The sequence below is a fragment of the Flavobacterium daemonense genome (assembly GCF_007341385.1).
GTDB lineage: Bacteria > Bacteroidota > Bacteroidia > Flavobacteriales > Flavobacteriaceae > Flavobacterium > Flavobacterium daemonense.
The window spans coordinates 171,370-190,577 of sequence record NZ_VJYD01000003.1; the positions used below are offsets into that span (position 1 = coordinate 171,370).

19 protein-coding genes are annotated in these 19,208 nt (G+C 35.0%); 10 read left to right on the top strand and 9 right to left on the bottom strand.

The window, feature by feature from the left end:
- Window positions 1-70: 70 nt before the first annotated feature.
- The 5 genes from FND99_RS05205 (at window position 71) to FND99_RS05220 (ending at window position 7,777) form a co-directional block, all read left to right on the top strand.
- Entirely contained in the window at window positions 71-1,561 is a 1,491-nt protein-coding gene (locus FND99_RS05205) for a cellulase family glycosylhydrolase (protein WP_211356619.1), read from the top strand.
- A 114-nt stretch (window positions 1,562-1,675) separates the two neighbouring features.
- Window positions 1,676-3,070: a sialate O-acetylesterase gene (locus tag FND99_RS05210; RefSeq protein ID WP_246074174.1), complete on the top strand. Its 1,395-nt coding sequence runs from the start codon at window positions 1,676-1,678 to the stop codon at window positions 3,068-3,070.
- Complete coding sequence (locus FND99_RS20280) at window positions 3,051-3,620, top strand: hypothetical protein (protein WP_246074175.1); 570 nt, start codon at window positions 3,051-3,053, stop codon at window positions 3,618-3,620. The genes FND99_RS05210 and FND99_RS20280 overlap by 20 nt, the downstream gene beginning before the upstream one ends.
- A gap of 4 nt (window positions 3,621-3,624) precedes the next feature.
- Window positions 3,625-5,127: a family 43 glycosylhydrolase gene (locus FND99_RS05215; protein ID WP_144336925.1), complete on the top strand. Its 1,503-nt coding sequence runs from the start codon at window positions 3,625-3,627 to the stop codon at window positions 5,125-5,127.
- Window positions 5,128-5,368: 241 nt separating this feature from the next.
- Window positions 5,369-7,777: a glycoside hydrolase family 95 protein gene (locus FND99_RS05220; protein WP_144336926.1), complete on the top strand. Its 2,409-nt coding sequence runs from the start codon at window positions 5,369-5,371 to the stop codon at window positions 7,775-7,777.
- 153 nt (window positions 7,778-7,930) lie between these two features.
- Here FND99_RS05220 and FND99_RS05225 read toward each other — a convergent pair whose 3' ends face one another.
- Window positions 7,931-8,476, bottom strand: coding sequence for a CvpA family protein (locus FND99_RS05225; RefSeq protein ID WP_144336927.1), 546 nt, complete (start codon window positions 8,474-8,476; stop codon window positions 7,931-7,933).
- Between the two features lie 203 nt (window positions 8,477-8,679).
- Here FND99_RS05225 and FND99_RS05230 point away from each other — a divergent pair, with 203 nt between their 5' ends.
- The 3 genes from FND99_RS05230 to FND99_RS05240 all read left to right on the top strand — a co-directional run bounded on the left by FND99_RS05230 (window position 8,680) and on the right by FND99_RS05240 (window position 10,700).
- Entirely contained in the window at window positions 8,680-9,036 is a 357-nt protein-coding gene (locus tag FND99_RS05230) for a hypothetical protein (RefSeq protein WP_144336928.1), read from the top strand.
- A 157-nt stretch (window positions 9,037-9,193) separates the two neighbouring features.
- Entirely contained in the window at window positions 9,194-10,213 is a 1,020-nt protein-coding gene (pheS, locus tag FND99_RS05235; protein ID WP_144336929.1) for a phenylalanine--tRNA ligase subunit alpha, read from the top strand.
- 79 nt (window positions 10,214-10,292) lie between these two features.
- The gene (locus FND99_RS05240) at window positions 10,293-10,700 is read left to right on the top strand and encodes a hypothetical protein (protein ID WP_111287353.1); all 408 of its coding nucleotides are present in this window, start codon (window positions 10,293-10,295) and stop codon (window positions 10,698-10,700) included.
- A gap of 142 nt (window positions 10,701-10,842) precedes the next feature.
- On the opposite strand, the gene FND99_RS05245 is transcribed toward FND99_RS05240, so the two are convergent.
- From FND99_RS05245 to FND99_RS05255, 3 genes are all read right to left on the bottom strand, one after another.
- Entirely contained in the window at window positions 10,843-11,838 is a 996-nt protein-coding gene (locus FND99_RS05245; protein ID WP_144336930.1) for an NAD(P)H-dependent glycerol-3-phosphate dehydrogenase, read from the bottom strand.
- A gap of 317 nt (window positions 11,839-12,155) precedes the next feature.
- Window positions 12,156-13,313: an iron-containing alcohol dehydrogenase gene (locus FND99_RS05250; RefSeq protein ID WP_144336931.1), complete on the bottom strand. Its 1,158-nt coding sequence runs from the start codon at window positions 13,311-13,313 to the stop codon at window positions 12,156-12,158.
- Between the two features lie 185 nt (window positions 13,314-13,498).
- Entirely contained in the window at window positions 13,499-14,260 is a 762-nt protein-coding gene (locus tag FND99_RS05255) for a type 1 glutamine amidotransferase domain-containing protein (protein WP_162615538.1), read from the bottom strand.
- Between the two features lie 86 nt (window positions 14,261-14,346).
- Here FND99_RS05255 and FND99_RS05260 point away from each other — a divergent pair, with 86 nt between their 5' ends.
- Window positions 14,347-15,252: a LysR family transcriptional regulator gene (locus FND99_RS05260; protein WP_144336932.1), complete on the top strand. Its 906-nt coding sequence runs from the start codon at window positions 14,347-14,349 to the stop codon at window positions 15,250-15,252.
- 87 nt (window positions 15,253-15,339) lie between these two features.
- On the opposite strand, the gene nadD is transcribed toward FND99_RS05260, so the two are convergent.
- From nadD to FND99_RS05280, 4 genes are all read right to left on the bottom strand, one after another.
- Window positions 15,340-15,921 carry a nicotinate (nicotinamide) nucleotide adenylyltransferase gene (nadD, locus tag FND99_RS05265; protein ID WP_144336933.1) on the bottom strand — a complete coding sequence of 194 codons (582 nt, stop codon included), beginning with the start codon at window positions 15,919-15,921 and terminating at the stop codon, window positions 15,340-15,342.
- A gap of 90 nt (window positions 15,922-16,011) precedes the next feature.
- Entirely contained in the window at window positions 16,012-16,584 is a 573-nt protein-coding gene (gene gmk, locus FND99_RS05270) for a guanylate kinase (protein ID WP_144336934.1), read from the bottom strand.
- Window positions 16,585-16,678: 94 nt separating this feature from the next.
- Window positions 16,679-17,539, bottom strand: coding sequence for a YicC/YloC family endoribonuclease (locus tag FND99_RS05275; RefSeq protein WP_144336935.1), 861 nt, complete (start codon window positions 17,537-17,539; stop codon window positions 16,679-16,681).
- A 196-nt stretch (window positions 17,540-17,735) separates the two neighbouring features.
- Window positions 17,736-18,083: an arsenate reductase family protein gene (locus FND99_RS05280; RefSeq protein ID WP_144336936.1), complete on the bottom strand. Its 348-nt coding sequence runs from the start codon at window positions 18,081-18,083 to the stop codon at window positions 17,736-17,738.
- Between the two features lie 80 nt (window positions 18,084-18,163).
- Here FND99_RS05280 and FND99_RS05285 point away from each other — a divergent pair, with 80 nt between their 5' ends.
- Window positions 18,164-18,619: a DinB family protein gene (locus tag FND99_RS05285; protein WP_144336937.1), complete on the top strand. Its 456-nt coding sequence runs from the start codon at window positions 18,164-18,166 to the stop codon at window positions 18,617-18,619.
- A gap of 33 nt (window positions 18,620-18,652) precedes the next feature.
- On the opposite strand, the gene FND99_RS05290 is transcribed toward FND99_RS05285, so the two are convergent.
- The gene (locus tag FND99_RS05290) at window positions 18,653-19,135 is read right to left on the bottom strand and encodes a septal ring lytic transglycosylase RlpA family protein (protein WP_144336938.1); all 483 of its coding nucleotides are present in this window, start codon (window positions 19,133-19,135) and stop codon (window positions 18,653-18,655) included.
- Window positions 19,136-19,208: the final 73 nt, after the last annotated feature.

The following is a 19,208-nucleotide window of genomic DNA, read 5'->3' on the forward strand; positions in this document are numbered from 1 at the left end:
AAAAGTAACCAAACCATTGACGCCAGCCCATTAAAAAGCTGGCGTTGATTTTAAAAACAAACCAAATAAAATGAAAAAAACAATTCAAGATTATCTGCTGAGTTTTGTTTTATGTTTTGTTTTTCTGGGCGTTTCTGCTTGCAGCTCAGATAAAGAAAATACGCCGGTAAGTATAAAAACGTTGACAATAAGCTCAAATAAAATCGATTTTGAGAGTAAAGAAAATACGGTAGAAGTAACTATTAATTCTAATGGAGCGGCCTGGGCTCTGAATAATCCTGTCAGTTGGATAAAATTAAGCTCAACTGCTGGAACTTCGGGAAGTACAATCATAAAAATTACGGCTTTAGAAAACACAACTACGGCTCTGCGAAATGCAGTGATTACATTAACGGGTACTGATGTTCCATCTGTAACAATTTCAGTTTCTCAAGCAGCCGGAAGTTTATACCCAAGTTACAATACCAACCCAATTGCAGCCGATGCTTCTGGAATGGGAAGTTCAGCAGTTGAATTGGCAGCAAAAATCAAATTAGGGTGGAATATCGGAAATACTTTGGAAGCTACGGGAGGTGAAACTGCTTGGGGAAATCCAAAAGTAACAAAAGCATTAATCGATGCCGTAAAAGCAAATGGTTTTAATGCGATCAGAATTCCGTGTTCTTGGAACCAGAATTTAGAAAATACAGCAACAGCAAAAATCAAAGTCGATTGGTTGAACCGAGTAAAAGAAGTAGTTCAATATTGTGTCGACAATGATATGTACGTTGTATTAAATATTCACTGGGACGGCGGTTGGCTGGAAAACAATGTTACCGAAGCCAAAAAAGATGAAAACAACGCCAAGCAAAAAGCGTTTTGGGAACAAATCGCAACGCATTTACGCGGATTTGACGAACATTTACTTTTTGCTAGCGCCAATGAACCAGCAGTTGAAGATGCTTCTCAAATGGCGGTTTTAACTTCGTACCATCAAACTTTTATCGATGCAGTTCGTTCAACGGGAGGAAAAAATGCTTCTCGTGTTTTGGTGGTACAAGGACCAACGACAGATATCGAAAAAACAAACAAATTAATGACTACATTACCAACAGATAAAGTTTCTGGCAGAATGATGGTCGAAGTACATTATTATGCTCCATGGAATTTTGCAGGTTTAACCAAAGACGAAACTTGGGGGAAAATGTTTTATTATTGGGGAGCAAATTATCATTCGACAACAGATACAGAACGAAATGCAACTTGGGGAGAAGAAGCGGATTTGGAAAAGAATTTCAAATTGATGAAAACCCAGTTTGTAGACAAAGGAATTCCGGTTTTATTGGGTGAATTTGGAGCAATCAGAAGAACTTCTTTAACTGGAGACGCTTTGACTTTGCATTTGAATTCAAGAGCATATTATTTAAAAACGGTGGTAAAAACTGCAAAAGCAAATGGATTACTGCCTTTTTATTGGGATGAAGGAAACTTAGGGAACAACGGTTTCGGAATTATCAATAGAACAGATAATACCGTTTTTGATACACAAGCTTTAAATGCATTAATAGACGGATTAAAATAAAAAATACTGTAAAACTATACAAGTGATATAAGCAAATTTAAGCACAGTGTTTAATAAAAACTTAAAAAACTTATATCACTTATATGATTCAAAAAAATATTTAAATTAGAAAAGATGAAAAAGAGTGTAATATTTATTTTTCTATTAATTAGTGTTTTATCAAAGGCAAATGTGAAAATGCCTTTACTATTCTCTGACGGAATGGTGCTCCAAAGAGACAAACGAATTCCGATTTGGGGTTTTGCTGACGCGAATGAAAATGTAGAAATTCATTTCAATAAACAAATCAAAAAAACACAGGCCGATAAAAACGGAAAGTGGATCGTAAACTTAAATGCTGAAAAAGCAGGCGGACTTTTCGAATTAGAAATTATCGGAAAAAATAAAATCACAATTAAAAATGTTTTGGTTGGTGAAGTCTGGATTTGCAGTGGACAATCAAATATGGAATTTCAGGTTTTTAAAACCATGAATGCCGAAAAAGAAATGAATAATGCTGATTTTCCTCTGATTCGTCATTTTGGCGTCGCGCAAGACTTAAACGGAAAACCCAAAGACGATTTAAAAGCTGGAAAATGGGAAGTTTCAAGTAAAGAAACGGTTGGTAATTTCACCGCTGTCGGATTTTATTTTGCCAGAAAATTGTATGCTGAATTGAAAATCCCAATTGGAATTATCAATACTTCTTGGGGAGGAACCAATGTCGAAACTTGGACAAGTCGTGAAGCATTCGAAAAAAGTGCCGAATTCAAAAACATGATTGCCGATGTTCCGGTTATGAATGTCGATTCGATTTCAAAATTATACGCAAAGCGAATGAACGAAAGAGTCGAAAAAATTCAGGGAACTACAGTAAGTACGGCTAACGAAAATACGTTTAAAGAACTTTCTTTTGATGATGCTTCGTGGGGCGAATTAAAAACGCCGAGTTTATGGGAAAATCAGCCTCTTGGCGATTTGGACGGCGTTGTTTGGATGCGAAAAACCATTACACTTTCGGCAGAAGATATTAAAACTAAAGTAACACTTCATTTAGCGAAAATCGACGACGAAGATATTACCTACGTAAACGGAATCGAAGTTGGTAAAAATAACCAATGGGATTTTAAAAGAGTGTATCAAATTCCTGCAAATGTTTTAAAAGAAGGCAAAAATGTAATTGCCGTTCTAATTGTCGATAATAGTGGCGGTGGCGGAATTTACGGAGAATCGGAAGATTTAAAACTTGTACTTGGCAACAAAGTTATTCCGCTTGACGGAAATTGGAAATACAGAGTTATCGTTGTTAAAACGGCTTTATCACCAAATAGTTATCCGTCATTATTATATAACGCAATGGTAAATCCGTTGGTTCCTTACGCAATTCAAGGTGTTTTATGGTACCAAGGCGAAGCGAATGTTTGGAGAGCAAATCAATACAAAAAAGCGTTTCCGTTAATGATTACAGATTGGAGAACAAAATTCAAACAAGGCGATTTTCCTTTATTTTGTGCAATTATCAACTTTTGATGAAACCGGAGGAAACAGCAAAAAAGGAAGTCGTTGGGCAGAACTTCGTGAAGCACAGTCGGAAACGTTAAAACTAAAAAATACCGGAATGGCTGTTACAACAGACATTGGAAACGCAAAAGACATTCATCCAACAAACAAACAAGATGTAGGATTGCGTTTGGCAGCAATTGCTTTAGACAATGTTTACGGCAAAAAACAAATTTTCAGCGGACCAACTTATAAATCTCAGGAAATAAAAGTAAATCAAATCATCCTTACTTTCGATAACATTGGGGGTGGACTATCAACGCCAAATAACGATGAATTGAAAGGCTTCGAAATCGCAGGCGCAGACAAAGTTTTTCATTCCGCGAAAGCGATAATTAAAGACAACAAGGTAATCGTTTCCAGCGATGCGGTTCAAAATCCAGTTGCCGTTCATTACGGTTGGGCAGATGATGATACGCAGATTAATCTTTTCAATAAAGAAAAATTTCCTGCATCGCCTTTCAGAACCGATAATTGGGAAATGATTACGGCGAATGAAGTATATAAAGTGAGCAAGTAAAACTATGAAAAGAATAATTTTATTATTTATAAGTTTTATTTCTTTTGCCGGAAATGCACAGCAACAAAAAGCAAATATTGAAAAGGAGTCTTATCAAAACCCAATATTTGCTGGCGATTATCCTGATCCATCTATTATTAGAGACGGAGAGGATTATTATATTGTGCATTCGTCATTCAATTATTATCCCGGATTATTAATCTGGACTTCGAAGGATTTAGTGAACTGGAAACCGGTGACGCATGCATTAAAAAAAAGCGTAGGTTCTGTCTGGGCGCCGGATTTGGTAAAATACAACAACAAATTTTATATTTATTTTCCCGCAAATGAAACGAATTATGTCGTTTGGGCAGATACTATCACCGGACCGTGGAGTGATCCAATTGATTTGAAAATTGGGAATATCGATCCTGGACATTTTACTGATGAAAAAGGCAATCGATATCTTTATTTCAGCAACGGAAATTATGTGCCGTTATCTAAAGATGGGCTTTCTGTTTCGGGCGAAGGAAAGCATGTTTACGATGGATGGAAAATTCCTGCTGACTGGTCGATAGAGTGTTTTTGTATGGAAGGTCCAAAAGTTTTAAAACGCAGAGATTATTATTACTTAACCGTCGCCGAAGGTGGAACTGCTGGCCCGGCAACAAGTCATATGGTAATTTCGGCAAGATCAAAATCGCCTTTAGGACCTTGGGAAAACTCACCTTTCAACCCAATTATTAGAACCAAAAGTCAATCAGAGAAATGGTGGTCTAAGGGGCACGCGACATTAATTGATGATGCTGACGGAAAATGGTGGATGGTTTTTCATGGCTACGAAAATGGTTATTACAATATGGGACGCCAAACACTTTTAGAACCAGTGGAGTGGACAAAAGATGGTTGGTTTAAAAGCGCTGCTGCTATTAAAACAGAAAACCCGATTAAGAAACCTGCAGGAAAAAAGATTGAAAGTAATTTTTCGCTTTCTGATGATTTTTCGGCTTTGGAACTCAAACCTCAATGGCAATTTTTTAATGAATATGATGCCGAAAGATTCAAACTCACAAAAAATGGTTTAGAGTTAAAAGCAAAAGGTAAAAATGTTGGAGAGAGTTCGCCACTTTTGTGCACGCCACCAGATCATTCTTATGTTGCTCAAGTCGAAGTCGAAATTGAAGAAAATGCAACAGCCGGACTTGTTCTATTTTATGATACTAAATTGTACACAGGAATCGCGGCAGATCATGAAAATGTTTTTGCAATCTTGAGATCATGGCAACTTCCTACTCAAAAAGGAGTCAACAAAACCCATTTATTTCTGCGTTTAGAAAAGAAAGAGCAATTAGTAAATATGTTTTATAGCATAGACGGAAAAGAATTGATAAAAATTGAAAATTCAGCTGAAGTTTCTGCTTTTCATCATAATGTCCTAAGCGGATTCATGAGTTTGCGCCTAGGGCTTTCTGCCGCTGGAACGGGCAAGGTTACATTTAAGAATTTTATTTATAAAGCGACAAATTAAATTCTAAAGAATTAAATTTAGAACCGAAATAATAGTTGCGTGGAAGAGGATAGCTGCTATCCCTAACGCGTGCTTAACGTTTTGTATGTCATTCCGAGGAACGAGGAATCACACTAGAAATTCGACAAAGATTGGATAACTCACTTTGTAGAATTTCTGGTGTGATTTCTCCTTAGGTCGAAATGACAAGTTTGTGGAAATACTTAATGCTAAAAAACATCAAAATAAAAACAACCCGATCATGAATCCAAACCTCATAAAAAAAACATTTCTCATTTTACTTTTCACATCTTACGCCATAAACATTTCGGCACAATCGAATCATGTTTTGTGGTACAAACAACCGGCAGAATTCTTTGAAGAAAGCTTGGTTTTAGGAAACGGAAAAATGGGAGCAACCGTTTTTGGAGGTGCGAATTCAGATAAAATTTACCTGAACGATATTACGCTTTGGTCGGGAGAACCCGTAAACGCTAATATGAACCCGGAAGCTTACAAAAACATTCCGGCAATTCGCGAAGCTTTAAAAAATGAAAATTATAAACTCGCCGAAGAACTCAATAAAAAAGTACAAGGAAAAAACTCCGAATCGTATGCGCCTTTAGGAACTTTGGAAATCAACAATTCTGAAAAAGGAAATGCTGTAAATTATCATCGTGAACTTGATCTTTCGAATGCAATTTCAAAAGTAAGTTACGAAATGGCCGGCATAAAATATACGCGTGAATATTTTGTCTCAGCGCCAGATCAAATCATGATCATCAAACTTACAGCCGATCAAAAAGGGGCGTTGAATTTTGATATTAATTTGAAAAGTCTGTTGCAATCTAATGTGGATGTGAAAGGAAATATCTTGGTAATGACTGGCACTGCGCCAATTCATGAAAATGCAGGATATACCGTTTTGCCAAAATATCTTGGTATAAAAGAGAGAGGAACAAAATTTACGACATTAGTCCAAATCAAAAAAACGGACGGAAAAATTACAACTTCCCGAGAAACGCTTACTTTAAAAGATGCGACCGAAGCTATTATTTTTGTTTCTGTTGCAACAAGTTTTAATGGTTTTGACAAAAATCCTGCGACTGAAGGCGTAGATGACATTACAATTGCCTTGCAAAATTTGAATAAAGCATATGCAAAAACATTTGATAAAATAAAAGAATCTCATATTGCTGATTATCAAAAATTCTTCAATCGTGTCAATTTGGATTTAGGAAAAACAACCGCACCAGATTTGCCAACAGACGAACGTTTACTACGATATTCTGAAGGGAAAGAAGATAAAAATCTGGAAATCCTGTATTTCAATTTTGGGCGTTATTTGTTGATCAGTTCATCTCGAACAATTGGTGTTCCGGCAAATTTGCAAGGACTTTGGAACCCATATGTAAATCCGCCTTGGAGCAGTAATTATACGATGAACATCAATTTGGAAGAAAACTATTGGCTGGCAGAAAACACCAATCTTTCCGAAATGCATTTGCCGCTTTTAAGCTTCATTAAAAACCTTTCGGTAACTGGAAAAGTTACCGCTAAAACTTTTTACGGAGTTAAAGAAGGCTGGGCGGCGGCGCATAATTCGGATATTTGGGCAATGACCAATCCGGTTGGGCAATTTGGAAAAGAAGAACCAATGTGGGCATGCTGGCCAATGGCAGAAGCGTGGCTGAGTACGCATATTTGGGAACATTACGCTTTTAGTCAGGACAAAGAGTATTTAAAAAAAGAAGGTTATCCGTTGATGAAAGGTGCGGCCGAATTTCTTTTAGGATGGATGATTACCGATAAAAACGGAGATTTAATTACATCGCCATCAACTTCGCCTGAAAATCAATATAAACTCGCAGATGGTTTTATTGGCGCTACACTTTATGGTGGAACTGCTGATTTGGCGATGATTCGCGAATGTTTTGATAAAACAATAAAAGCTTCAAAAATATTGAATACTGATGCCGATTTTAGAGATAAACTTGAAAAGGGGCTTGCAAAACTGCATCCGTATCAAATTGGGAAAAAAGGAAATTTGCAGGAATGGTATTTTGACTGGGATGATTTAGAGCCAAAACACCGCCATCAATCGCATCTATTCGGACTTTTTCCGGGAAATCATATTACGCCTTTAAAAACGCCAGATTTGGCTGAAGCGTCAAGAAAAACGCTCGAAATAAAAGGCGATGAAACCACGGGTTGGTCAAAGGGCTGGAGAATTAATCTTTGGGCAAGACTTTGGGACGGAAATCGTGCTTATAAAATGTACCGCGAATTATTGCGTTACGTAGATCCAGACAAAAAGAAAACCGATAAACCAAGAAGAGGAGGAGGAACGTATCCAAATTTATTCGACGCGCATCCGCCATTTCAAATCGATGGAAATTTTGGAGGCGCAGCAGCCGTTGCCGAAATGCTAGTCCAATCTGATGAAAATGAAATACGTTTGCTTCCTGCTTTGCCAGATGCTTGGGAAGAAGGTTCTGTAAAAGGAATTTGTGCTCGTGGCGGATTTGAAATTGAAATGAATTGGAACAATAAAACGATCCAAAAATTGATAATTTCTTCTAAAATCGGAGGGAAAACTACTTTGATTTTTGGGGATAAAAAACAAGAAATTGTTTTGAAAAAAGGAGAGAAGTTAGAAGTGAAATTCTAAATATTATTCTGACAACATATTATAAACCCGACAGGTTTTTGAAACCTGTCGGGTTTAATAATGAAAACGAATGTCATCCTGAGCGTCCCGAGGCTTCGGGAGAAGGCTCATTTACATGAAAAGGCTTCGACTTCGCTCAGCCTGACAATTAAATTATTCTGTTTCAGTTTCTGATTTTTCCTCAGGTTTTTTGGTGCTTTCTTTTTTAAAGCTGTCGTACCATTTTTCGATCGACGGATACACAAAAGCGGCCACTTTTTTTACCGGATTATAAAAAATGGATTTATCCAAAGTCTCTTGTTTTGCAAAAGTATTATTGAAGTTTATTTTTTCGAATAAAGCAATAAAAATACTCAGAATCAAAATGGTTTTTAAAACTCTGAAAAAACCGCCACCTAATTTATTTGCCCATCCAAGAAACGCAAAATCAGCTATTCCGGTTAAAATCTTGGCTAAAAAATAAACGCCAATCACAACAAGAATAAACGTTAAAATGAAAGCTGTAATTTGAATTGTACTAGGATTCCATGAAACATGTTTCATGATTATTTCTTTCATTATTGACGAAAATTTAATCGCAAGATAAATTCCCAGCAACAGGGAAATAAAAGAAGCAACTTCTACAAAAAGTCCGTTTTTAATGCCTTTGTACAAGCTAAAAGCCAAAAGAGCGGCTACAATAATATCAAAAAAACTCATGCTTTGGTTTGGTGTTTAATGAGGCGCAAAGATATTCTTTTTTTTAAGGTTCAAAGGTGCAGAGTTGCATAGGTTCAAAGGTTTTATATTTCTCATGTTTAATATTTTTACGAGCATTGAATTTGAAGTCCGTATCTTTGCCATCTAAAATTTATGCTTTCTGAATTCACAATTCACAATTCATAATTCATAATTAAAAACAAATGTCTAGAGATACACAATTAAAAGAGCGCTGGGAAAAGCTCGTCGATATACTTTCAAATCAATTTTCGCAAGGAGAAGATTTAGATTTAGATGCCATAATTTACCTAATTGGAGTTCAGGAATTCGGGAAAGTGCACCAACAATTCAAAAAAGATGAAAAGCTGAACCTAATGCATATTGCAATCTGTAGATTATTAGAGCCATACGGATTTTACGAATTTGAATATTTTGATGAAGACGGCTGGCCGCATTACAAAGTGAAAGAGCAATTACCACCATTAAAAGCTGGGGAACAATCGGTTTTGATGAAAGAAGCCATTGTGAGTTATTTTTTAGAAAGAAACCTCATAGAGTAAGATTTTTATCCCGATGGTTAGGGATTAGAGTGGAGATTTTAGCCCCGAAGTTTTGGGATAGATTGAAATTATCACGGAAGTTTAGAATACTTGTGATATCTCGCTATTATCATCTCACTTTTTTATTTAAATTTGTATTCTCAAGAACCGAATGAAAATGATAGATAAGATTAAAGAGTATATTGGGGTAGCCCAATCTTTTTCGACTGAAAACAAAGAAGAGTTAGAAGCATTCCGTATAAAATTCTTAGGAAAAAAGGGAGTTTTAAACGATTTTTTCGCAGAGTTTAAAAACGTGCCAAATGATCAGAAAAAGGAATTTGGACAAGTTATAAACGCATTGAAAAATGCTGCTGAGGAAAAAGTTAAATCTATTGTTGAGGCTTTAGAAAGCAAAGAGGAGACAAAAGGTATTTTTGGTGATTTAACTCGTGCTGCAGAACCAGTAATTGTAGGTTCTCGCCATCCGATTTCAATTGTTAAAAATCAGATTATAGATATTTTTGCCAACATTGGATTCAACGTTTCTGAAGGTCCAGAAATTGAAGACGACTGGCATAACTTTACTGCATTGAACTTGCCAGAATATCATCCGGCGCGTGATATGCAGGATACATTTTTCATTCAGACAAATCCAGATGTGCTTTTGCGTACGCATACATCATCGGTTCAGGTGCGTTATATGGAAAATCATAAACCGCCAATTCGTACCATTTCTCCGGGACGTGTATTTCGTAATGAAGCAATTTCATCGCGTTCGCACTGTATTTTCCATCAAGTAGAAGGATTGTACATTGACAAAGATGTTTCTTTTGCCGATTTAAAACAGACTTTGCTTTATTTCACAAAAGAGATGTTCGGGAAATCGAAAATCCGTCTTCGTCCGTCTTACTTTCCGTTTACAGAACCAAGTGCTGAAATTGATATCTATTGGGGTTTAAAAACCGAAACAGATTACAGAATCACAAAAGGAACTGGTTGGTTGGAAATTGGAGGTTGCGGAATGGTTGACCCAAATGTTCTTAAAAACTGTGATATAAATCCAGATGAATACAACGGTTTTGCTTTTGGAATGGGAGTAGAGCGTATCGCAATGCTTTTATACCAAATTGGCGATATTCGTATGTTTTATGAAAATGATGTTCGTTTCTTAGAGCAATTCAAAGCAAATATTTAATAAATAAGTTATTAGTGAGTAGTGATTAGTGAAGAGCTTTCTTTCTAATCACTATTTACTTTTTACTAATTACTAAAAAATGAAAAAAGATATAATAATTCCAGAAGTTGAAAACGTTTTTCTTGCAGCAGTGCAGGAGTGGAGCGACGATTTTATGGAAAAAGTGTGGTACGCTTATTTAGTTAACGACAGCGATTTTAATTTAGATAGCGTAATGGTGGTTTCAAAGGCATTTGGAACGATTGATGGCGAGATGAAAAAAACGTCAATTCTGCGACATGCATTTGTTGAGGTTCCATCGGTTTCTGTTGTAAAGATAGAATTGGTCGAAAAAAGCCTTTTGGCGCTTAATAATGAATTTATGGTGACTTTCTTCATTGGAAATACTTTATACGATAAGAAGTTTATTTTTAAAGCCAATTCGCTTGACGAAAACAAAACGGAAGAAGTGCCGATTTTGTTTGTTGAAGGGATTATGGTGAAGTAAAGAGAATAGAAGCAAGAAGCAAGAGGAAAGACTTGTGTTGAAAATAAAAAAAGAGTCAAGACTGTATAATTAGCTTGACTCTTTTTTATTTATTCTATTTTCAACAATCTTGTCTCTTGCTTCTTGTCTCTTTTAACTAAAACTAATCTAAAGACTCTGTTAATTTTCTGAAAACCGTTTTGGCATCTTTTCCTTCGTATAAAACCGCATAAACAGCGTCAATAATTGGTGTTTTTGCACCGTAGCCTTGATTTAGTTTATAAGCACTTTTTGTTGCGTAATAACCTTCGGCAATCATGCTCATTTCCATCATGGCACTTTTTACGGTATATCCTTTTCCAATCATGTTTCCAAACATTCTGTTTCTTGAAAAAACAGAATATCCTGTAACCAATAAATCACCCAGATAGGCCGAATCATTAATGTTACGTTTCATTTTATGTACTTTTCTGATGAATTTCTTCATTTCACGAATCGCGTTACTCATCAAAACGGATTGGAAGTTGTCGCCATATCCTAATCCATGTGCAATTCCGGCCGCGATAGAGTAAATGTTTTTTAGCATAGCCGCATATTCGGTACCAATAATATCATCTGAAATTTTGGCTTTAATGTAATTTCCAGAAAGTGATTTTGCCATATTGCAAGCTTTTTCAGGATCGCCACAAGCAATTGTCAAGTAAGATAGTCTTTCTAAAGCAACTTCCTCAGCATGACAAGGACCTGTGATAACTCCGATATTATAATATGGAATATCGTACTGAATATGAAAATGTTCTCCAACAATCAAACTTGTTTCTGGAACAATCCCTTTAATAGCCGAGAAAATAATTTTGTCCGCTAGAGAAACCGTCATGTTTTTCATTTCGGCATCTAAAAATGCAGATGGAATAGCGAAGATCAAATAATCTGCGTATTCAATTGCTTCGTTGATATTGTTGGTTAATTTAAGTTTTTTAGTGTCAAATTCAACTGAACTTAAATAATTTGGGTTGTGTTTATATTTTTGAATGTGCTCGATTGCAGCGTCATTACGCATATACCATGCAATCTCAGATTGATTAACGCACAACATTTTTGCAATTGCCGTAGCCCAGCTTCCTCCTCCAATTACTGCAAATTTTAAATTTTCGCTCATTATTTTAATAATTTAAAACAAAAGTACTTAATAATGTAGTAATAATACAAAATCTGTTTTAAGAAATTTGTAAAACGTCTTTAAAAATGGCGGTTTTTCAAGGAGTTAGAAAAAAAATAAAAAAATATTTCACTTCTCATACAATAAAAGATTAAGTCTTACGTTGTAAGTGATTATAAATTAGAATTTTAATGAATTTAATAAAAATTGAGTTAGTTAGTTTTGTTTTAGTATTGTAAAAAGGCGCTCTTAAACTTATTAAGAACGCCTTTTTTGATTAGTTTTTAGTGATCACTAAAAACCTGACCACTGATTACTTAATAACTAAGTTCAACAATAGATTTTACTTTGTCTAAAGTTACTAATTGGTTCTCACCTAGACCTTTCCAACCTCTTTCGTCAAAACGACTTACAATAAAATCAGCTGTTTTTGAATAATCATCTGTGTATTGTGAAAGTTTTGTGTCCATTCCCATTTTGTGGAAAAATTCTACCATTTTATTGATCGCTTCTTTTGCTACTTCTTCATCAGATCCTGAAAGATTAAAAATGCGTCTTCCGTATTGGGCAAGTTTGCCTTTTTTGGTTTCAAACATTACTTTGTACAAACTTGGGCCAATAATTGCTAAAGTTCTGGCATGGTCAATTCCGTAAAGTGCTGTCAATTCGTGACCAATCATATGTGTTGCCCAATCACTCGGAACACCTTTTTGGATCAATCCGTTTAAGGCCATCGTACAACTCCACATAAAATTAGATGCCAAAGTATAATCTGTTGGGTTTTCGACAACACCTGGGCCTACTTCAATTAGGGTTTGCAGTATTCCTTCGGCAATTCTATCCTGAAGAAAACCTTCATGCGGATACGTCAGATATTGCTCCATAACATGTGTATAAGCATCTACAACACCATTTTGAATTTGTCTTTTTGGTAGCGATGCAATTACAGTTGGGTCACAAATAGAGAATTTAGGAAATAAAGCACTTCCGCCTGAAGCTAATTTTTCCTGAGTAGCTTCGATTGTAACGACATAGCCAGAATTCATTTCGCTTCCCGTTGCCGGCAATGTTAAAATGGTTCCAAATGGCAATGCATTTTCTTTAATTAAAATTCTTTTTTGGAGAATATCAATCGGATTTCCTTCAAAATTAACGGCTGCCGAAATGAATTTCACGCCGTCAATTACAGATCCTCCACCAACAGCCAGAATAAAATCGATTTTTTCTGTTTTGATGACTTCAACAGCTTTCATTAAAGTCTCAAATCTTGGATTTGGTTCGATTCCGCCAAATTCTACTATTTCAAAACCTTTTAAGTTCGCGATTACTTGATCGTAAACACCATTTTTAAAAATACTTCCACCGCCGTACGCCAATAAAATTTTAGCATTTTTTGGAACTAAAGTTGAAAGTTTTTCTATTTGTCCTTTTCCGAAAATTAAATTTGTCGGATTGTATAATTCAAAGTTTAGCATTTTTTTTGAGTTTCTAAGATGCTAAGGTTCTGAGGTTCTGAGTTTTTTTCTTTGAACTTATTCAGTAAACTTAGCGTCAATTTTTATTTAATTTTTTTTACTAATTATAGAAAATGAGAGATTAAGTTTTAAGATGCCAAGTGAGAACCCTCAGAACCTTAGAAACTCAGTCCCTTAGTCCCTTTTTATTTTATCTTTTGTAGCAATTTTCCAGCTACTAATTTAGATGAAGCTGGATTTTGACCAGTTATCAAAAGTCCGTCTTCAACTGCGTAAGGTTGCCAGTTTGGTCCTTTTGAAAAAATACCGCCATTTGATGACAAGGCATCTTCTAATAAAAACGGAACTATTTTAGTCAACCCGACAGCTTCTTCCTCTTCATTTGTAAAGCCGGTTATTTTTTTGCCTTTTACCAAATATTCGCCATTAACTTTTACGTTTTTCAAAACAGCGGGTGCGTGACAAACAAACGCAACTGGCTTTTTGTGTGTATAAAATGATTCGATCAAAGCGATTGAGCTTTTGTCTTCTACTAAATCCCAAAGCGGACCATGTCCTCCTGGATAAAAAACAGCATCATAATCTTTTTGATTTACCGTAGAAAGTTTTAAAGTGTGTTTCAATTTTTCTTGTAATACTTTGTCGGCGTCAAAACGTTTGGTGTCTTCGGTTGCTGATGATGGATCAGCACTTTTAGGATCAATTGGTGGCTGTCCTCCAAGAGGCGAAGCAATTGTGATTTCGACTCCCTGATCAAGTAATTCATAATATGGCGCAGCAAATTCTTCTGACCAAAATCCTGTTTTTTCTCCTGTATTGCCCAGTTTATCATTGCTGGTAACAACAAATAATACTTTTTTCATACTTTTCTTGTTTGATTTTTGAGCTAAAGCAGTTGTGCCGATAGCTGCAAATGCGATTATTGCGAGTAATGCTATTTTCTTCATAAATATTAAATTTTCAACAAATTTACGCCTAAAGTGATATCAGTAAAAATAAAATAAACTATGTTTGTTATAAATAATATTATATCATGGTAAATCTAGAATGGTACAGAACTTTTAAATCTGTTTACAAAAACGGTAATTTTTCAGTTGCCGCGAAAGAGTTGTTTATGAGCCAGCCTGCCGTTAGTCAGCAGATATCAATGTTAGAGGCTCATGTTGGTAATAAATTATTTAATCGAAAGTCAAAAGGCGTAGAACCAACGGAATACGCTAAGTTACTGAATAATTTGATTATAGATGCTTTGGATCGACTCGAAAGCGTCGAAACAGGCTTCAGGGCAAAAGCAGAAGATGCGAATCGATTGATTTCGGTCGGAATTTCAAGACATCTTTTTGATTGTGTCGGGAATCTTCTAATCTCAAAATTTGATTTGATTGATTTTACTTTCGCAGAAAATGATGAACTTTTTGATTTGGTCAATTCAAAAAAACTTGATTTTGCAATTACTACAAAAAGATTTGACACTTTTGATACTACTTATGAAATAGTCGGGAAAATAAAATTGATTTTAGTCGCGCCAGCAACTTTAGACATAACCGAATTTCGCCAGAAATTAAAAGCCGATAATTTTACGGAAATTGAGCAATGGCTGAATGCACAGAAATGGTATAGTCATGATGCTCGTATTCCGCATATAAAATTATTTTGGCTTCATGCTTTTAATAAAAAGCGACCATCGATGATTCCGAATTACATTATTCCGTCAGAAGCTGAAATGCTTAGACTTTTAGCAAAAAACGAAGGAATAGCAGCAACGTGGAATTGTAATGCGAGAAATTATATCAAAGAAAACAAATTGCAATTGGTTTGGAACAGCTTTCATGTTCCGGAAGAATTTGTGTATTTACTGGCTCCAAAGAACAACAATGTGAAATCGTTTTTTGATATTATTGAGAAAGAATTGAAATTATTTTTTGGTAATAGAATGTGATTTTATTGCTGTAATTCAGTTTTTTATTACTTTGTATTTGTCATTTTGATCTCGAGGCCTCGGGATCAAAATGACAATATTGTGTATTTATTTCTTATAAAAATTATTGTGATCAATATATTCCCAAACTTTCGGGGGCAATAGAGGCTGAATATTTTTGCCTTCTTTGATGCTTTTTCGAATAAAAGTTGACGAAATTTCTACAATTGGTGCATCAATTACATGAATTTTAGGATGCGATTTTAACTCTCTGTTTTCAGGTTCATCAGAAATTCGAGGGTAAACATAAATCTCATAATGATCTAAAATTACTTCATAGTTTTTCCATTTATGAAGCGTTTTCAGATTGTCTTCTCCCATAATTAGAGAGAAATCATGATTTGGGTATTTCTCCTGTAAATGAACTAAAGTGTTTACCGTATAATTTGGCTGAGGCAATTTAAATTCAATATCTGAAGGTTTGATTTTCGGATAATCTTCAGTAGCCAAATAAACCATTTGCAAACGATGATGGTCATCTAATAATGTCGCTTTCTTTTTTAACGGATTGTGTGGTGTAACGACCATCCAAACCTGATCTAAATCGGCAAACTCTGCCATGTGATTGGCAATAATCAAATGTCCGACATGAATAGGATTATATGTTCCGAAGTAAAGACCTATTTTCATTTATTATTATTAAAAGATTAAAAAATTGAAAAGATTGAAAAGATTCTTTTGGTAATTTTTCAATACTTAAATCTTTCAATTTTTTAATTTCTATTTACTCACAAAATCCTTCACTAACTGATAAGCTTCTTCTTTAGCAGTATCTAAATCGTAGTTTTTTATAATAGTATCAAATTGAGGCGCAGTAGCTAATTCTACAGAAGCTTTTGCAATTCGCATATTAATCTTGTCGTCACTTTCGGTAGAACGTTGTTTTAAACGGCGTTTTAGTTCGTCAACGCTTGGAGGTTTAACGAAAACAGCTAACGTCTGTTCAGGAAATTTGTGTTTGATACGCAATCCGCCGGCAACATCGATGTCAAAAATTACATTTTTTCCCATCGCCCAGATTCTTTCGATTTCAGTTTTTAAAGTTCCATAGAAATTATCGCGGTAAACTTCTTCCCATTCTAGGAATTCTTCAGCCTTAATATGTTTTTTGAATTGTTCCAACGAAATGAAATAATAATCCTTTCCGTGAACTTCTTCTCCACGTGGGTCGCGTGAAGCTGCAGAGATCGAAAATTCTAAGTTTAAATCTTCTTTCCCTAGTAAATGTTTTACTATAGTTGTTTTCCCTGATCCTGATGGTGCCGAAAAAACAATTAATTTTCCTTTGTTCATTATTATATGCTTTAAGCTTTAGGCTTTATGCCTTAGGCTTTAATTTGATTCCGTTTTTAGCTTATTGCCTATAGCTTAAAGCTTATAGCGTTTTTTACAAAACATTCAAAACCTGTTCTTTAATCTTCTCCAATTCATCTTTCATCATCACGACCAATTTCTGCATTTGAGCATGGTTTGATTTTGAACCCATTGTATTGATTTCACGACCCATTTCCTGAGTGATAAAACCAAGTTTACGACCATTAGCTTCCGTTCCTTTGATTGTTTCCAAGAAATAGTCTAAATGGTTCGTTAAACGTACTTTTTCTTCCGTTATATCGAGTTTCTCTAAATAATAGATTAATTCCTGCTCAAAACGATTTTCATCGACATTTACTTTCAGTTCAGAAATTGCAGTTTGTAAACGGTCTTTGATAGCTTGAACACGTTCTGGATCTAAAGCCAAAGCATCGTCCATATATTGGCGGATATTTGCGATTCTAAGGTTGAATTCTCTTTCAAGAGATTCTCCTTCATCTCGTCTGAAATTTAAGATGTTTTGCAGCGCTTCTTCAATGATAACCTGAATTTGCTCCCAGTCGTTTTCATCGATTTCCTCACGTTCTGTTTTTAATGTGTCTGGCATACGAACGGCCATTTTCATTAATTCAGTTTCGTCAGCATCTGCATAAACTTCTCTTAATTGTGTGATATAATTTTTTACAACAGGAACGTTTACTTTAGTTGAAGTCTGTTCAGCGGTGCTTTCGATATAAATTCCGAAATCAATTTTGCCTCTTTCCAGTTTTGTTGAGATCTGCGTTCGCAAACCTAATTCCATTTCGCGGTAAACCGACGGCATTCGCACATTTAAATCTAAACCTTTAGAGTTCAACGATTTTACTTCAACGGTAATTTTTTTTGTAGGCAATTGCAAAGAAGCTTTGCCAAACCCTGTCATAGATTGTATCATATAATTGAGTATAAAGGCGCAAAGATAATTAAAAGTTTGCTCTGTTTATGACGTAAAATACTATTCTGTGAGCTATGTAAGTATTTAAAGTGTTTTTGTCACGAATTTCACGAATTTGCACTAATTAATTTTAAAGTTTGTGAAGTCAAGCTTGAATAAAATTCGGGTAAATTCGTGAAATTTGTGGCAAATAAATCTAGCTTAAAACCTTTATTACTTCTGCTACATTTTTTTGGCTGTTGCCAATGTAGATTTTTCCATCAATAATAAAAACTGGGCGACTTAAGAAGGTATAATGTTCAAGAATATACTTTTTAAAGTCAGCTTCTGTAAGTGATTTATTTTTTAAATCCATCGATTTGTACAATTGCGCTTTCTTGCTGAACAACGCCTCATAGCTTCCAGAAAGCTTATACATTTCTTCCAGTTCAGCTTCAGTAATCGGATTTTGTCTGATGTCTTGAAAAACCAGATTATTTTCAGGCAGGCTTTTGATTATTTTTCTGCACGTATCACAAGACGCTAAATAATATATTTTGTTCATTTTTTATGAATTTTGTTAGACATGCAAAGAAAATCCATTTGAAGCTCAAAATTGCCTAATTTTAGAAAAAAAATAAAATTATGAAATCTGTTTTTGAAGTTCAAAAAACCATTAGAGAAATTCTTTTGAAGATTTTAGACAATCATTCATTAGAACAATTAAACAAAATTCCGGATGGATTTAGTAATAATTTGATTTGGAATATTGTGCATTGCGTCGCTTCGCAACAAGTTTTAGTTTATAAATTATCAGGTTTACCAGTAATGGTTTCTGAAGAATTTATTGCAAAATACCGTAAAGGCACAAAACCGGAAGGAAATGTTTCACAATCCGAAGTTGACGAAATTAGAACATTGCTATCAATAACTTTAGATCAAACAATTAAAGATTTCGAAGCTGGCGTTTTTGTTTCTTATAATGAATACACCACCAGTTTAGGCTTTACACTAAAAGATATTCACGGAGCGCTTGATTTCAATAATTACCATGAAGGAATTCATACCGGAATTGCAATGAGCATCCGAAAGTTTGTCTAAACAAAAAATCCTGCTTCAAGCAGGATTTTTTGTTTATTCGATAATAGTCTCGATTGTTACTTTCATAGCACCGGAACCTTTGTTTTTTGTGATTTCCATGAAAGCGCGTTTTGAAAGATCAATTTCGCGGGTTTTTACAAAAGGTCCACGATCCGTAATTTTTACAATTACAAATTTTCCATTGGCTTCATTTGTTACTTTAACTCGGGTTCCGAAAGGGAGTTTCTTATGTGCTGCAGTATATTTACTATTGCTGAAACGACTTCCGTCTGCGGTTTTTTTACCATTAAAACGATCTGCATAGTAGGAGGCATGAGCGTTTTTTTTGTAGGTTTTTAATTTTAATCCTTTATCAGTAAAGACAGAGTCAGTTGGTAAAGGGATTATGTTAGGTCTTGAAAGCGTGTCTTGAGTTTTTGGTTCAATAACGGGCTTGGTTTGGCTTATAACATAAGTAAAGCAACTTATAAAGGCTGCTGTAAGCATTGTGAGTATAAAGTTTTTTTTGTTTCTCATGGGTTATTTTTTTCAGACTTGGGGAGTTTGTACAAATAATATGCCATTATAAAAAAAGTCCTACAAAATTAGG

Bases quoted from the DNA above. Each gene is read 5' to 3' on its own strand.
- FND99_RS05205 (WP_211356619.1), top strand. From the start codon at position 71: ATGAAAAAAACAATTCAAGATTATCTGCTGAGTTTTGTTTTATGTTTT.
- FND99_RS05210 (WP_246074174.1), top strand. From the start codon at position 1,676: ATGAAAAAGAGTGTAATATTTATTTTTCTATTAATTAGTGTTTTATCA.
- FND99_RS05215 (WP_144336925.1), top strand. From the start codon at position 3,625: ATGAAAAGAATAATTTTATTATTTATAAGTTTTATTTCTTTTGCCGGA.
- FND99_RS05220 (WP_144336926.1), top strand. From the start codon at position 5,369: ATGAATCCAAACCTCATAAAAAAAACATTTCTCATTTTACTTTTCACA.
- FND99_RS05225 (WP_144336927.1), bottom strand. From the start codon at position 8,476: ATGAGTTTTTTTGATATTATTGTAGCCGCTCTTTTGGCTTTTAGCTTG.
- FND99_RS05230 (WP_144336928.1), top strand. From the start codon at position 8,680: ATGTCTAGAGATACACAATTAAAAGAGCGCTGGGAAAAGCTCGTCGAT.
- pheS (WP_144336929.1), top strand. From the start codon at position 9,194: ATGATAGATAAGATTAAAGAGTATATTGGGGTAGCCCAATCTTTTTCG.
- FND99_RS05240 (WP_111287353.1), top strand. From the start codon at position 10,293: ATGAAAAAAGATATAATAATTCCAGAAGTTGAAAACGTTTTTCTTGCA.
- FND99_RS05245 (WP_144336930.1), bottom strand. From the start codon at position 11,838: ATGAGCGAAAATTTAAAATTTGCAGTAATTGGAGGAGGAAGCTGGGCT.
- FND99_RS05250 (WP_144336931.1), bottom strand. From the start codon at position 13,313: ATGCTAAACTTTGAATTATACAATCCGACAAATTTAATTTTCGGAAAA.
- FND99_RS05255 (WP_162615538.1), bottom strand. From the start codon at position 14,260: ATGAAGAAAATAGCATTACTCGCAATAATCGCATTTGCAGCTATCGGC.
- FND99_RS05260 (WP_144336932.1), top strand. From the start codon at position 14,347: ATGGTAAATCTAGAATGGTACAGAACTTTTAAATCTGTTTACAAAAAC.
- nadD (WP_144336933.1), bottom strand. From the start codon at position 15,921: ATGAAAATAGGTCTTTACTTCGGAACATATAATCCTATTCATGTCGGA.
- gmk (WP_144336934.1), bottom strand. From the start codon at position 16,584: ATGAACAAAGGAAAATTAATTGTTTTTTCGGCACCATCAGGATCAGGG.
- FND99_RS05275 (WP_144336935.1), bottom strand. From the start codon at position 17,539: ATGATACAATCTATGACAGGGTTTGGCAAAGCTTCTTTGCAATTGCCT.
- FND99_RS05280 (WP_144336936.1), bottom strand. From the start codon at position 18,083: ATGAACAAAATATATTATTTAGCGTCTTGTGATACGTGCAGAAAAATA.
- FND99_RS05285 (WP_144336937.1), top strand. From the start codon at position 18,164: ATGAAATCTGTTTTTGAAGTTCAAAAAACCATTAGAGAAATTCTTTTG.
- FND99_RS05290 (WP_144336938.1), bottom strand. From the start codon at position 19,135: ATGAGAAACAAAAAAAACTTTATACTCACAATGCTTACAGCAGCCTTT.